The organism is Janthinobacterium sp. C22, from assembly GCF_057919405.1.
Genome location: NZ_CP193659.1, coordinates 37150 through 49868, shown reverse-complemented (window position 1 = coordinate 49868; position 12719 = coordinate 37150). Strand labels below are relative to the sequence as shown.

The 12719-nt window shown below is 67.3% G+C and carries 13 protein-coding genes and 2 pseudogenes; 12 read left to right on the top strand and 3 right to left on the bottom strand.

The features are described from left to right. From ACRHIG_RS00245 to ACRHIG_RS00235, 3 genes are read left to right on the top strand one after another with little or no spacing between them, the layout of a single operon-like run. Positions 1 to 1950, top strand: a complete 1950-nt coding sequence (locus ACRHIG_RS00245; protein WP_489629050.1) for a fimbria/pilus outer membrane usher protein — start codon at positions 1 to 3, stop codon at positions 1948 to 1950. After that, positions 1938 to 2357: a FimD/PapC C-terminal domain-containing protein gene (locus ACRHIG_RS00240; protein ID WP_489629045.1), complete on the top strand. Its 420-nt coding sequence runs from the start codon at positions 1938 to 1940 to the stop codon at positions 2355 to 2357. Before ACRHIG_RS00245 ends, ACRHIG_RS00240 begins: the two co-directional genes overlap by 13 nt. Further along, the gene (locus tag ACRHIG_RS00235) at positions 2321 to 3364 is read left to right on the top strand and encodes a Csu type fimbrial protein (RefSeq protein WP_489629044.1); all 1044 of its coding nucleotides are present in this window, start codon (positions 2321 to 2323) and stop codon (positions 3362 to 3364) included. The genes ACRHIG_RS00240 and ACRHIG_RS00235 overlap by 37 nt, the downstream gene beginning before the upstream one ends. Here ACRHIG_RS00235 and ACRHIG_RS00230 read toward each other — a convergent pair. Beyond that, positions 3361 to 3597 (bottom strand): hypothetical protein, encoded by a 237-nt coding sequence (locus ACRHIG_RS00230; RefSeq protein ID WP_475417156.1) that lies wholly within the window; start codon positions 3595 to 3597, stop codon positions 3361 to 3363. The genes ACRHIG_RS00235 and ACRHIG_RS00230 overlap by 4 nt on opposite strands. Position 3598: 1 nt before the next feature. On the opposite strand from ACRHIG_RS00230, the gene ACRHIG_RS00225 reads away from it, so the two are divergent. The 4 genes from ACRHIG_RS00225 (at position 3599) to ACRHIG_RS00210 (ending at position 6069) form a co-directional block, all read left to right on the top strand. Next, positions 3599 to 3787 (top strand): hypothetical protein, encoded by a 189-nt coding sequence (locus ACRHIG_RS00225; protein ID WP_489629043.1) that lies wholly within the window; start codon positions 3599 to 3601, stop codon positions 3785 to 3787. A gap of 63 nt (positions 3788 to 3850) precedes the next feature. Further along, positions 3851 to 4408 carry a winged helix-turn-helix transcriptional regulator gene (locus tag ACRHIG_RS00220; protein WP_010394680.1) on the top strand — a complete coding sequence of 186 codons (558 nt, stop codon included), beginning with the start codon at positions 3851 to 3853 and terminating at the stop codon, positions 4406 to 4408. 172 nt (positions 4409 to 4580) lie between these two features. Continuing rightward, positions 4581 to 5018 (top strand): CHRD domain-containing protein, encoded by a 438-nt coding sequence (locus tag ACRHIG_RS00215; RefSeq protein ID WP_489629042.1) that lies wholly within the window; start codon positions 4581 to 4583, stop codon positions 5016 to 5018. 97 nt (positions 5019 to 5115) lie between these two features. Next, entirely contained in the window at positions 5116 to 6069 is a 954-nt protein-coding gene (locus tag ACRHIG_RS00210; RefSeq protein WP_489629041.1) for an AEC family transporter, read from the top strand. On the opposite strand, the gene ACRHIG_RS00205 is transcribed toward ACRHIG_RS00210, so the two are convergent. Both ACRHIG_RS00205 and ACRHIG_RS00200 read right to left on the bottom strand, forming a co-directional pair. Beyond that, on the bottom strand, positions 6053 to 6706 hold the full coding sequence (locus ACRHIG_RS00205) for an FMN-binding negative transcriptional regulator (protein ID WP_489629040.1): 654 nt from the start codon (positions 6704 to 6706) through the stop codon (positions 6053 to 6055). The genes ACRHIG_RS00210 and ACRHIG_RS00205 overlap by 17 nt on opposite strands. Then, the gene (locus ACRHIG_RS00200; protein WP_489629039.1) at positions 6707 to 7168 is read right to left on the bottom strand and encodes an OsmC family protein; all 462 of its coding nucleotides are present in this window, start codon (positions 7166 to 7168) and stop codon (positions 6707 to 6709) included. Between ACRHIG_RS00200 and pdxR the strand changes: the two are divergent. From pdxR to epsC, 5 genes and pseudogenes are all read left to right on the top strand, one after another. Then, positions 7091 to 8987: pseudogene (pdxR, locus tag ACRHIG_RS00195) on the top strand (MocR-like pyridoxine biosynthesis transcription factor PdxR). The gene ACRHIG_RS00200 and the pseudogene pdxR overlap by 78 nt on opposite strands. Then, positions 8869 to 9393 (top strand): DNA-3-methyladenine glycosylase I, encoded by a 525-nt coding sequence (locus tag ACRHIG_RS00190; protein ID WP_489629038.1) that lies wholly within the window; start codon positions 8869 to 8871, stop codon positions 9391 to 9393. The pseudogene pdxR and the gene ACRHIG_RS00190 overlap by 119 nt, the downstream one beginning before the upstream one ends. Next, on the top strand, positions 9323 to 11191 hold the full coding sequence (gene mnmC1, locus ACRHIG_RS00185; RefSeq protein WP_489629049.1) for an FAD-dependent 5-carboxymethylaminomethyl-2-thiouridine(34) oxidoreductase MnmC1: 1869 nt from the start codon (positions 9323 to 9325) through the stop codon (positions 11189 to 11191). Before ACRHIG_RS00190 ends, mnmC1 begins: the two co-directional genes overlap by 71 nt. Positions 11192 to 11214: 23 nt before the next feature. After that, a complete protein-coding gene (locus ACRHIG_RS00180; RefSeq protein ID WP_489629036.1) occupies positions 11215 to 11712 on the top strand; it encodes a rhodanese-like domain-containing protein in 498 nt (165 codons plus the stop codon). 19 nt (positions 11713 to 11731) lie between these two features. Further along, positions 11732 to 12717 (top strand): annotated as a pseudogene (gene epsC, locus ACRHIG_RS00175) (serine O-acetyltransferase EpsC). The last annotated feature ends 2 nt before the right edge of the window (positions 12718 to 12719 follow it).

Sequence of the window (12719 nt, the reverse complement as noted above, 5' to 3'; positions counted from 1 at the left end):
ATGAGACGCGCACGGGCATCCTTGCTGTTGCTGTTGCTGGCCATGGCTCCGGTGGCCAGGGCCGACGGAGCGGCCGCCGGGACGGGCGCCGATCCGGGACCTGCCAGCTTGCCCAGCGATCCGATGGCGCCGAATGAACTGTATCTGGAGGTAACTGTGAATGCTGAATCAACCGGGCTGATCTTGCGCTTTACCCAGGTGGGCAAAGGCTTGCGCAGCAGTGTGGCGAACTTGCAGCAGCTGGGGCTGGACCCCGCGCGCCTGGTCGCACCCGGTCAGGCCGACGTGGCGCTCGACGCGATTCCCGGACTCAGCTATGACTATGATGCGGCGCGCCAGAGCGTGTCGCTGCAGGTGGCGGACGATTTGCGCGCGCCGTACCGCATCAGCGCGCGCCCGGCGGCGCAGACGCCGCCGTCGCGCGTCACGCCCGGTGCCGTCCTCAATTACGAAGCTTATGCGGAACTGGGCCGCACGCGGCGCGCCGCCATCTTCAACGACTTGCGCTATTTCAATGACAGCGGCGTGTTCAGCAATACCGGCACCGTGAACCTGGGGTCGGACCAGCGCAAGTACATGCGCTTCGACACCTTCTGGAGTCATGCCGACCCCGAAACCTTGCAAACGTGGCAGGTGGGCGACCTGATTTCCTCGTCGCTCAGCTGGAGCCGCGCCGTGCGCGTGGGCGGCGTGCAGTGGCGCAAGAATTTCCAGCTGCGCCCCGACCTGCTGACGTTTCCCGTCGCCTCCGTCGATGGCACGGCGCTCGTGCCTTCGTCGCTGAGCCTGTACGTCAATGGCGTGCAGCAATATGCGGCCAGCGTGCCCAGCGGTCCGTTCGTGCTGAACCAGGTGGCCGGCATCAATGGCGCGGGGCAAGCTACCCTCATCACGCGCGATGCCCTGGGGCGCAGCGTGACGACCGTGCTGCCCCTGTATGTCGATACGCGCATGCTGGCCGGCGGCTTGAGCGATTACTCGGTCGAGGCGGGCGCCGTGCGGCGCGACTATGGCCGCCGCCTGTTCGGCTACGCGCGGCAACTGGTTGCCAGCGCGTCCGGCCGCCATGGCGTCAGCGACAGCTTCACCATCGAAGGCCATGCGGAACTGGCTGCCGGCCTGTACCAGGCGGGGGCGGGCGCGCTGGTGCGGCTGGGCCAGGCGGGCGTGCTCAGCGGCTCGCTGTCGGCCAACGCCGGCCGCAGCCGTGGTGTGCAGCTGGGCGCCGGGTATCAATATGTGGGGCCGCGCTTCAGCGTCGATGTGCAAAGCGTGCGCGCCAGCGCCGGGTTTGGCGACCTGGCCTCGCGCGACGGCAGCCCTGTCGTGCGCGCGGCGGACCGCGTCACCGTGAGCCTGCCTTTGCCGGCGGGAAGCAGCATCAGCAGCAGTTATATCGGCTACCGCACCCCCGGCGCGCCGCCATCGAAGCTGGCCACCTTGGGCTATTCGGCGACCCTGTTCCACGGCCTGTTCCTGAACGCCAGCCTGTTCCAGGATTTGCGGCAACGCGAGAAGCGGGGCTTTTATGTCGGCCTGAGCATGGCCTTCGACAACAATCTGGCCATCAGCACGAGCGGCAGCCGGCAAAACGGCGAAAGCGGCCGCAGCGTCAGCGCGCAGCGCGCGGCGGACTTTGGCGGCGGCTTCGGCTGGAACTTGCAGGCTGGCACGGTGGGCCGCAATGCCTACCGGCAGGCGCAAGTGGAATACCTGGGCAATGACGGCCGCGTGACTGCGCGCACGCAAAGCAGCAGCATGGGCAATGCCTCCTCGCTGGGCGCGGCCGGCGCGCTGGTGCTGATGGATGGGCATATCGAGGCGGCGCGCCAGGTGGGCAACGGTTTTGCGCTGGTCTCCACTGGCGGCGTGGGCAATATTCCTGTGCTGCATGAAAACCGCCAGATCGGCGTGACGGGGGGAGCGGCTATCTGCTGGTGCCGAATTTGAATCCCTATGGCAATAACCAGATCAGCATCGCCACGGAGGACCTCGACGTCGATGCGCGCGTGCCCGTGACTAATATCAATGTCGTGCCGCAACACCTGGCCGGCGTGCTGGCGGCCTTTCCCGTCGAACGCTACAGCGCCGCCACCATCATCGTGCAAGGCGCCGATGGCAAGCCGCTGGCCACGGGCTTGCCCGTGCTGCATCTGCAAAGCGGCAAGCAGACGGTGGTGGGATTTGACGGCATGGTGTTCGTCGACGATCTGCGCGAGCAGAATCAGCTGCAAGTCGGCGAGGGCGACAGTACGTGCACGGTGCGGTTTGTCTATGTGCGCCCGGCGGCGGGCGGCTTGCCCGTGATCGGGCCGCTGCGTTGCGCAGCCGCCGCCAGCGCCGGGGCGGGCCGCTGATGCGCCGCCTGCTGCTATGGCTGACCCTGCTGCTGGGCTGCGCCTGGGGCAGCGTGGCGCAGGCGGCCGACACCTGCACGGTCAGCATGACGAATATCGATTTCGGCGCCGTCAGCCCGATTTCCGGCACCGATTACGTGGCGCAGGCCACGGGCACCTTCAGCTGCCTGTTTTCATCGCTGAACCTGGGACAGTTGCTCACGCCCAACGCGCAAGTGTGCATCTCGCTGGGGCTGGGCACGAATTCCACCTCGGCCCTGCCGCGCAAGCTGGGCAACGGCACCAATCGCATGGAGTACAACGTGTACGTGGACAATTCGTATGCCACGGCGAAGATCTGGGGCGGCGCCGGCGTGGCGGGCGCGCCATCGACCTTCGGCATGATCCTGTCGGCCGGCTTGCTGGCCCCGCCCGGCACGTATTCCACCACCTTTACCGTGTACGCGAAGATCCCCGCCGGCACGGCCCTGGCCGCCGTGCCGACGGTGGGCAACGCGAATACCGTGTATACGTCGAGCTTTGCCGGCGTGGGCACGTACACCTACACGACCTATGGCCTGATCAACCTGCAGGGTTGCTCGGCCAGCAGCGGCAGCTTCGGTTTCACGGTGAATGCCACGGCCGTCAACGACTGCACCATCGCGGCCAGTCCGATGGCGTTCGCGAACGCTTCCATCCTGACGGGCAACTTGCGCAGCACCAGTACCTTGTCCGTGCGCTGCGTGAACAACAATGCGTACCAGATTGCCCTGAGCGGCGGCAGCGTGGCGGCCAATGTGGCGAACCGGCAAATGAAAAACATTGTAACGACGGACAAGGTCAGCTACCTGCTGTCCGCCACGCTCGATGGCCCGCTGTGGGGCGATGGCACGGCAGGCACCAGCATGGTGACGGGCACGGGCACGGGCGCCAGCGTGCCGCTGACGATTTACGGCCGCGTGCCGGCGCAGGTGTCGCCGCGTCCCGGCGACTACAAGGACACGGTGACGGCAACGATTTATTTCTAGAACGTGACGGTGACGAGGCCGGCGCCCGACGGCGTTGTCTGCTGGAGCAGCAGATAGGGCGTGTTGTGCTGGCAGCGCACCTCGGTGCCGCCGCGCTGCGAGACGACCGTGCACGCTTCGTGGACGACGAAGGTGGCCTGGAGCGTGGCGGAAGAGACGGTACCGGCGGTGGTGGTCTGGCACAGGGACAGGGCGAACAGGGCAGGCAGTACGGCAAGCTTCAAAGGGGTCATCGTGAACGCAGTGAGTGAAAAACGGGCGTGGGCAGCAGCGCTGGAAGGCGTGGCTGACACCGTTTTTCGCACCGGGATTGGGAGAGCAGAACCAGCCATGATTGTACTTGAAACAGGAAAGTGTGAGTTTTTGCGTATTTTCACGCCGCTGCCGGGGTGCGCAGGTCGCTTGCAAAGTGATAGTAACTAAGTTTCCGTGTTGCAACTGAAAGACTTTTCGATTGTTGTGTTGAATCAATGTGAGGAGATGGTCATGAAACATACCAACTTTAATAATTTGCCTTGCCCGATCGCTCGCAGCCTGGGCAAGGTGGGCGAATGGTGGAGCATCCTCATCCTGCGCGAAGCGTTTTATGGCAAGACGCGTTTCGACGAATTTGAAAAAAGCCTCAAGATCGCGCCCACCATCCTGACGCGCCGCCTCGCCGACCTGGTGGAAGGGGGCTTGATGACGCGCCGCCTGTATTGCGCCAAGCCGCCCCGCTACGACTATGTGCTGACCAAGTCCGGGCGCGCCTTCAAGCCCGTCCTGCTGGCGTTTATCGCCTGGGGCAACGAGAACTTCGCGCCCGAAGGCGCCAGCCTCGTCATCGCCAGCCGCGACACGGGCCTGGCCGCCGATCCCGTGCTGGTCGACGCCATGACGGGCTTGCCCATCAATGACGAGTATTACGCGTTCGCGCCCGGGCCTGCCGCCAGCGACAGCATGCGCAGCATCATCCTCGATGCGGAAAAAAGCAGCGGCATCGCGCCCAAGCCCAAGGCCGCGCCCGCCAACCGGGGCTGGGTGGCGGAAGGGCATCTGGCCTGAGGGCGCGACGGCAGGCGCGCAGCAAGTTTGGCGCAAAGCAAAGCGGGCACGGCGGTATGGCGTTATTGTCACGCTACAGCAAGATGTTTTGCGTGACACCAGTGCGGCGCAGGCCCGGTTGTGCGGGGCAGGACGCCATCCGTGACCCGATGTCCGTTGAAGGAGTACTGCCATGACCACATTGCCACAACACGTACGCCGCGCCGCCAGCGTGCTGGCGCTGGCCGCCCTGCTGGGCGCCTGTTCCCATGGCCCGCATCACCCGGGCGGCCATGACGTGACCCTGACGGGCGCGCAGGAAGTGCCGGCCAATACCAGCATGGCCAGCGGCAGCAGCAATATCCGCGTCGGCCACGACCGCAGCGTCAGCGGCGTCGTGCGCTACACGGGCATGGTGGCCACCGTCGCGCATATCCATGAAGCGCCCGCTGGCGCCAACGGCCCCGTCATCGTGCCCCTGATGCAGACCAGCGCCGGCATGTTTGTCGTGCCGGACGGCACCATGCTCACGCCGCCCCAGTATGCGAGCTACCAGGCCGGCAACCTGTACGTGAACGTGCACAGCGCCGCGTATCCGGCCGGCGAGATCCGCGCGCAGCTCAAGCCATAGCCGGCGACCGGCGTTTTCTCCGAAACCTCCTTGGGCCGCGCGAGCGGCCTTTTTGCGCCAGGCGACCAGCCAGTGCGGCGCGCTACAATGGCGCTGCATGCTGACCATCCTCGCCATCACCTTTCCCTTCTTCGCCCTGGTGCTGTGCGGCTACCTGGCCGTGCGGCGCACGCTGCTGCCGCTGGCCGCCATCGGCGGCTTGAACAGTTTTGTCCTGTACTTCGCGCTGCCGTGCATGCTGTACCGTTTCGGCGCCGCCACGCCCATCGCGCAACTGCTCGACGCCAGCGTGTTCGGCGTGTACCTGCTGTGCGCCCTGATCATGGTGGGCGTCACCACCGCCATGACCCTGAGCCACCGCATCGACTGGAACAATGCGGCCTTCGGCGCGCTGGTGGCGGCCTTCCCGAACACGGGCTTCATGGGTGTGCCGCTGCTATTGACCCTGCTCGGCCCCCGTTCCTCGGGGCCCGTCATCGTCACCATCATCGTCGACATGCTCATCACCAGTTCGCTGTGCATCGCCCTGTCGCGCATCGGCAGCGGCGGCGCGCATGGCAGCCGCGCCGCCGTCGTCAACGCCATGAAGGGCATGGCGGGCAACCCGATGCCGTGGGCGATCGTGCTCGGTGCCCTGTCGTCATGGCTGGAGTTGGCCTTGCCCAAGCCATTGATGCAGACGGTGGGCTTGCTGGCCGACGCCGCCTCGCCGGTCGCTCTGTTTACCATCGGTGCCGTGCTGGCCCGTTCGCAGATGAGCACGAGCGACCCGGCGCCGTTGGGAGAGTATGTGCCCGTGGCGCTGAAAAAACTGCTGCTGCATCCGCTGCTGGTGTGGGGCATCGGCCACGCGGCCATCGCGCTCGGCGCGCCGCTCGATCCGTTCGCGCTGACCTGCATGGTGCTGGTGGCGTGCCTGCCCAGCGCCAGCAACGTCTCGCTGCTGTCGGAACGCTTCGGTGCGAACACGGCGCGCATCGCCCGCATCATTTTAGTCTCGACGGCGCTGTCGTTCCTGACGTTTTCGGCGGCCGTCAGCTGGCTGACGTGACGTTGGCGGCGATCAGCGCGCCCAGCGCCTGCGCCGCGCCGGGTTGATGGCCCAGCGCCAGGCCATGCGCCATGCTGGCCTGGTCCTGCATGCTGCGGTTCTGGCCCAGCTTCCATTTTCCCGTGATGCGGGTGAGGGGAATCTCGATGCCGACGATGGCTTTCAATAGCTTGTCGATGTAGCCGGCCGGCGCATCGCCCACCTTCCACGGCGCGGCTTGATCCGCCTCATGGCGCGCCGTCAGCCGCTCCACCAGTCCCAGCAGCCATGCCGCGTCGTCGATGGCGCGCAGGGGGCCATGCGCGTGCACCACCGCATAGTTAAAGGTCGGCACCTCCTTGCCGCTGCGCTGCTTTTCCGCATACCAGGCGGGCGTGATGTAGGCGTGCGGCCCCTGGAAGATCACCAGTGCGTCGTCGCTCCCGCCGGCCGCGCGCCACAGCGGGTTGGCGCGCGCCACGTGGGCGCGCAGGATGCCGAACGGCGCCTCGGGCGTGGGCGCGGCGATCTCGAACGGCAGATGGTCGGCGCACAGGCCATCGGCACCGTGGCGCACCAGCGCGCCCAGCGGGTGACTGTCGATCAGGCCATGCAGCACGTCGAGGCGCTCTTCGCGGAAGGTGGCGGGCGTGTACATTCAGTGGGCTCCTTGCACGACGACGTCGGCCGTCAGCGAATTGGCGATGTAGCAGCGTTCGTGCGCATCGTGGTGCAGGGCGGCCAGCGCCTCGGACGAGGGCGGCGTTCCCGCGAAGGCGATGCGCGGACGCAGCACGATGCGCGTCATGGCCAGGCGGCCTTGTGCATTCTTGCCCAGTTCGCCGACGGCGTCGTCGCGGTAATCGTCGATGACGTAGCCGCGCTGCGCTGCCAGCGACAGGAAGAACAGCATGTGGCAGCTCGACGTGGCAGCCACCAGCGCCTCTTCCGGGTCGATATTTGCCGCCACGGACATCGGCAGCGGCACGGACAGGGGCGACGACGAGGCGGGCACCGTCAGGCCGCCGTCGAACTGCCATTCATGGCCGCGGCTGTAGCGCTGGCCGGCGAAATCCTGGCCGTCGCGCTGCCAGGCCACGGTGGCGAAAAACTGATGCATGGGTGCTCCGCAAGAGTAGAAGGGATGCGCCATCTTAGCGCCAGTCTTGGCTATTTAAAACAGCCAATAAGTGCTATCTTGAAGCTACCAATTCATGAGCCCCACCCCACTATGCCAGCTTCCCACCTGAACCCGATCATCGCCACCTTGCCGCTGCAGCGCGGCGCCGTCGAACCGCTGTTCCGCCAGCTGTATGCGGCCATCAAGGCGGCCATTCTCGACGGCCGCATGCATCCCGGCATGCAGCTGCCGCCCACGCGCGATTTTTGCCGCCTGCTGGCCGTGTCGCGCCAGACGGTGCTCAATGCGTATGCGCTGCTGACGGCCGAAGGCTATCTCGATGGCGCCGTCGGACGCGGCACCTTTGTCAGCCGTGAGGTGCCGCTGCCTGTGCCGCCGGCCGCTACGCCCGGCCTGCTGCGGGCCCTGTCGGTGCGCGGGCAGGGCGTGGTGGCGGCCATGCGCCAGGTGGCGTTCCACCGGGGGCCGCTGCGCGCTTTCCGCGTCGGCATGCCGCGCATCGACCATTTTCCATTTGACGTGTGGAACCGCCTGGAAGCGCGGCGCTGGCGCCGCCCCGACCACCAGTTCGGCTACAGCGACCCGGCCGGCTACCTGCCGCTGCGCGAACTGCTGTGCGTGTACCTGAAGGCCTCGCGCGGCGTCCAGTGCACGCCACAGCAGATCGTCATCACGTCCGGTTCGCAGCAGGCGCTGTTCATGCTGTCGACTATTTTGCTGGCGCCCGGCGATGCTGCCTGGATGGAGTCGCCCGGCTACCGGGGCGCCAGCGGCCCTGCGCGCGGCCGGCGCGCGCGTGTTTCCCGTCCCCGTCGATGCGCAGGGGCTGGACGTGGCCTACGGCGTGGCGCACTGTCCGCAGGCGAAGCTGGCCTACGTGACGCCATCGCACCAGATGCCGCTGGGCGTGAGCATGAGCTTGCCCCGCCGCCTGGCCCTGCTGGCCTGGGCCGCGCACAATAAAGCCTGGCTGGTGGAAGACGATTACGACAGCGAATACCGCTACACGGGCGCGCCGCTGGCGTCGCTGCAAAGCCTGGACCGGGCCGGCTGCGTGGTGTACGTGGGCACCCTGTCGAAAGTGCTGTTTCCCGGCCTGCGCCTCGGTTACATGGTGGCGCCGCCCGCGCTGGCCGAGGCGCTGGTGCAGGCCAAGGCCGTGATGGACCGGCACACGGCCATCGTGCCGCAGATGGCGCTGGCCGACTTCATCGCCGAGGGCCACTTCGGCCGGCATATCCGCCGCACGCGCGACAGCAATGCCGAACGGCGCGATCTGCTGGTGCGCGGCCTGGCGCGCGAACTGGGCGACCAGCTCGCGTGCGGCCCGGCCGACAGCGGCCTGGAACTGTGCGCCTATTTTCGCGGCGATCACGATGAAGAAGCGGTGTCGCGCGCGGGCCTGGCGCGGGGCATCGAATTGCGTCCGCTGGGCCACTATGCCGACCCTGACGCCGGCGCCGCCTGCGCCACGCCGCGCGGGCTGCTGCTGGGCTTTGCCGCCATCCCCCGGCCGAGATGGCGCACGGCTTGCAGGAACTGGGACGCATCCTGCGCGGCCGATAATCTATACTGGGACTTGCCTGCACATGAAGACGACGACCATGACCATTACCCGCTGCTCCTGGGCCAATCCGGCCAATCCCCGCTACCTTGCGTATCACGACACGGAGTGGGGCGTGCCCTGCCACGACGAGCGCCGGCTGTTCGAGATGCTGAACCTGGAAGGGGCGCAGGCGGGCCTGAGCTGGGAAACCATCCTCAACAAGCGCGACACCTACCGCGCCGCTTTCGATGACTGGGATGCGGAAAAGATCGCCGCGTATGGCCCTGACAAGGTGGCGCAGCTGCTGGCGGACCCCGGCATCGTGCGCAACCGCCTGAAGGTGGCGGCCGCCATCACGAATGCGCAAGCCTATTTGCGCCTGCGCGCGGAGGGCCAGACCCTGGACAGCTTTTTGTGGGCATACGTCGATGGCCAGCCCATCGTCAACAGCTGGCAGCCGGGCGAGTTTCCCGCCAAGACGGCCCTGTCCGACACACTGTCGAAAGACTTGCTCAAGCGGGGCTTCAAGTTCGTCGGCTCGACCATCATCTACGCCTACATGCAGGGCATCGGCATGGTCAACGACCATGCGCCCGCCTGTTTTGCCGCGCGGGGCGCTGATGCGCCGCGCGCTGGTCCTGCTCGACACGGATTTTGACGGCGCCCGCCTGCGCGCCGCCTGCGCCGCGCATGGCGGTCGCCGCCTGCACTACATCGCGCTGGCGCCGCGTCCCGTCGACGCCAGCCACTTGCCCGAGGAGTGGCGCACGCAATGGCCGCCCTGCGTGCCTGGCCTGCACCGCATGGTCGCGCGCGACGGCCTCGTCACACTCGACGTGCTGATCGGCGAGCCCGATGCCTGTCTGGCGCAATTGTCGGCGCGTGTCGATGAAGTGCACCTGGCCTGGGTGCCGGCGGCCACGCCGGTGCTGGCGCGCCTGATGGCCGATGGCGCCCGCCTGCAAGCCGTGCACCTGGAGGAAGCGCAGCGCGCGGCCCTGCAACAGCATGGTTTTGTATTTGACGAGAGCCGTTTGCGCGCCGTGTTTTATGCCCGGCGCGGAGAATCCGTGAGCGCCGTGGCGCCCGAGCGGCGCGCCATCGTCATCGGCGCGGGCGTGGCCGGCGCGGCCGCTTGCGAACGGCTGGCCGCGCGCGGCTGGAAGGTGACCTTGATCGAACGCCACGCGCAGCCGGCCAGCGAAGCGTCGGGCAACCTGGCCGGCATCTTCATGCCGCTGATGTCGAAGGACGACAATATCGCCACGCGCCTGGTGCGCGCCGCCTACCTGTACTCGCTGCGCTACTGGCAAGATCTGGGCGGCATCGGCACCGCCATCGAAGGTGCGCAATGCAGTGTGCTGCAGCTGGCGCGCGATGCGGAACACGCGTACGTGCAGCGGCAGATCGCCGCCAGCGGCCTGTATCCGCGTGAATTCGCCCGCTGGCTGGAAGCGCCCGAGGCGAGCGCCATGCTGGGCGCGCCGGCGCCCGATGGCGCCTGGTGGTTCGAGCAGGGCGGCTGGGCGCGCCCGTCTTCCGTGTGCGCGGCCATGCTGGACGCCTGCGGCGCCTTGCTTACGCGGTGCTTTTCCAGCAGCGCCCTGCGCCTGGAACGTGGCGACGGCGAATGGCTGGTGCGCGATGCGGACGGTACCCTGATCGCGGCGGCACCCACCGTCATCCTGGCGGCCGGCACGGGCGCCGTAGCCTTTGAACAGGCGGCCGGACTGCCGCTCGATGCCGTGCGCGGCCAGGTCACGCACCTGGCCGCAGGCAGCTTGCCCTCGCTGCCATTCGTCGTCTGCCGCGAAGCCTACATGACGCCGGCGCACCAGGGCGTCGTCTGCGTGGGCGCCAGCTACGACGCGGACGCGGACGCCAAGCTGCGCCCATCGAACCAGGAAGAAAATATCGCGAAGATCGCCGACATCCTGGACGTCGCCCCGTTCGACGCGCCGCTGGCCGGGCGCACGGGCTTTCGCTGCGTGGCGCCGGACCGCTTGCCGCTGGCCGGCGCCTTGCCCGACCCCGGCATACCGGGCCGTTGCGAGCGCCTGCGCGACGTGCCGCGCTGGCCCGGCCTGTTTGGTCTGCTCGGTTACGCGTCGCGCGGCCTGATCTGGGCACCGCTGGCGGCCGAGCTGCTGGCTTGCCAGCTGGAGGGGAGCCGTTGCCGCTGGAGAGTCAATTGGCCGCCGCCCTGGATCCTGCCCGTTTCTTGCTGCGCGAACGCCGCCGCGCTGGTTGAGCGTTGGCGCAGAGCAGGCGAGGGCTGGGGTCAGACCCCCAACACAGCTGACGCAAAGCCTGGCGCCAACGCGCGTGAGGGTCTGACCCCATATGCGGACGCTCCGCGCGTAGTCCCCATATCTGTTTTTCAGCTTTCCAAACTCTTTTTAATTTGTTTTCCGAACAACATAAGTTCGCTACAGTGGACTCGTGCTGGTTTTTGACGACGGAATAAAGAGGTGGAAAGATGGCTGCTGCAGAACTGATTTTCGATCCCCGCGCCGCGCACGGCGAGGCGGCGTTTGACGAAGTACTGAATAACGCGCGCGCCCAGGCGCAGGCGCAGGGCTTGCCGTATGCGGGCATCGTCAGCGCGCAGGATGCGTGGCAGCTTGTGCAGGCCGGCAAAGCCGTGCTGGTCGACGTGCGCACGAATGAAGAACGTACTTTCGTCGGCTACGTGCCCGCCTCGCTGCACGTGGCGTGGGCGACCGGCACGGCCATGAACCGCAACCCCCGCTTTGTGCGCGAGCTGGAAGCGAAGGCGGGCGGCAAGGATGCCGTCGTGGTGCTGCTGTGCCGCAGCGGCAAGCGCTCGGCCGCAGCCGCCGAAGCGGCGGCCAAGGCCGGTTTCAAGCACGTCTTCAATATTGCGCAAGGCTTCGAAGGCGACCTCGACGCGCAGCAGCAGCGCGGCCACAGCGGCGGCTGGCGCTGGCATGCGCTGCCCTGGCTGCAAGATTAAACTTCTTCCCGGGACCACCATGAACCAGCAAGCCATTCCCCCCGTCTCCCTTGCCGCGCAGCCGCAATGGGAACTGCGCCAGATCGTCGATGAATTGCGCGCCGTGCGCGCGCAGTGGCGCGAGGGGCTGGCCAGCAGCCAGGAATGCGGCGCGCGCGAATTCCCGTCGCGCCAGCATTTGCGCGACATCGTTGGCGCCCTGTGCGCGGCCCTGTTCCCCATGCGCCTGGGCCCCCTCGACCTGCAGCAGGAGAGCGAGGATTTTTTGTCGGCCACACGCTCGACACGACCTTGACGGGCCTGCACGAACAGGTGCGGCGCGAACTCAGTTACCACGCGCGCCAGCACGGCTTGCAGCAGACGGTCTCCATCGAACAGCAGGCGCTGGCCATCGTGCAACGCTTCGCCCGCGCGCTGCCGCGCATCCGCGCCCAGCTCGACACGGACGTGGCGGCCGCCTTCCAGGGCGACCCGGCGGCGCACAGCGTCGATGAAGTGCTGCTGTGCTATCCGGGCATCCTGGCCATCATCCATTACCGCCTGGCGCACACCTTGTATGCGCTCGGCGCGCCGCTGGTGGCGCGCATCATCGCCGAAGTGGCCCATTCGCAGACGGGCATCGACATCCACCCGGGCGCCGTCATCGGCAGCAGCTTTTTCATCGACCATGGCACGGGCGTGGTGATCGGCGAGACGGCCATCATCGGCGACCGGGTGCGCATCTACCAGGCCGTCACCCTGGGCGCCAAGCGCTTTCCAGCCGGCGCCGGCGGCGTGCTGCAAAAGGGACTGGCGCGCCACCCCATCGTGCAGGACGACGTGGTCATCTATGCGGGCGCGACGATCCTGGGACGGGTGACCATCGGTCAGGGCTCCGTCATCGGCGGCAATGTCTGGCTGACCCGCAGCGTGGCGCCCGGCAGCCACGTCACGCAAGCGCATAACCAGCAGGAGGCGCCGGAATCGCCGGCGCCATCCCACCCCGCCTTTGCCCACCACCCATGAGG

Coding starts and splice junctions, on each gene's coding strand:
- ACRHIG_RS00245 (WP_489629050.1), top strand. CDS start 1: ATGAGACGCGCACGGGCATCCTTGCTGTTGCTGTTGCTGGCCATGGCT.
- ACRHIG_RS00230 (WP_475417156.1), bottom strand. CDS start 3,597: ATGACCCCTTTGAAGCTTGCCGTACTGCCTGCCCTGTTCGCCCTGTCC.
- ACRHIG_RS00220 (WP_010394680.1), top strand. CDS start 3,851: ATGAAACATACCAACTTTAATAATTTGCCTTGCCCGATCGCTCGCAGC.
- ACRHIG_RS00215 (WP_489629042.1), top strand. CDS start 4,581: ATGACCACATTGCCACAACACGTACGCCGCGCCGCCAGCGTGCTGGCG.
- ACRHIG_RS00210 (WP_489629041.1), top strand. CDS start 5,116: ATGCTGACCATCCTCGCCATCACCTTTCCCTTCTTCGCCCTGGTGCTG.
- ACRHIG_RS00205 (WP_489629040.1), bottom strand. CDS start 6,706: ATGTACACGCCCGCCACCTTCCGCGAAGAGCGCCTCGACGTGCTGCAT.
- ACRHIG_RS00200 (WP_489629039.1), bottom strand. CDS start 7,168: ATGCATCAGTTTTTCGCCACCGTGGCCTGGCAGCGCGACGGCCAGGAT.
- mnmC1 (WP_489629049.1), top strand. CDS start 9,323: ATGCGCCCGCCTGTTTTGCCGCGCGGGGCGCTGATGCGCCGCGCGCTG.
- ACRHIG_RS00180 (WP_489629036.1), top strand. CDS start 11,215: ATGGCTGCTGCAGAACTGATTTTCGATCCCCGCGCCGCGCACGGCGAG.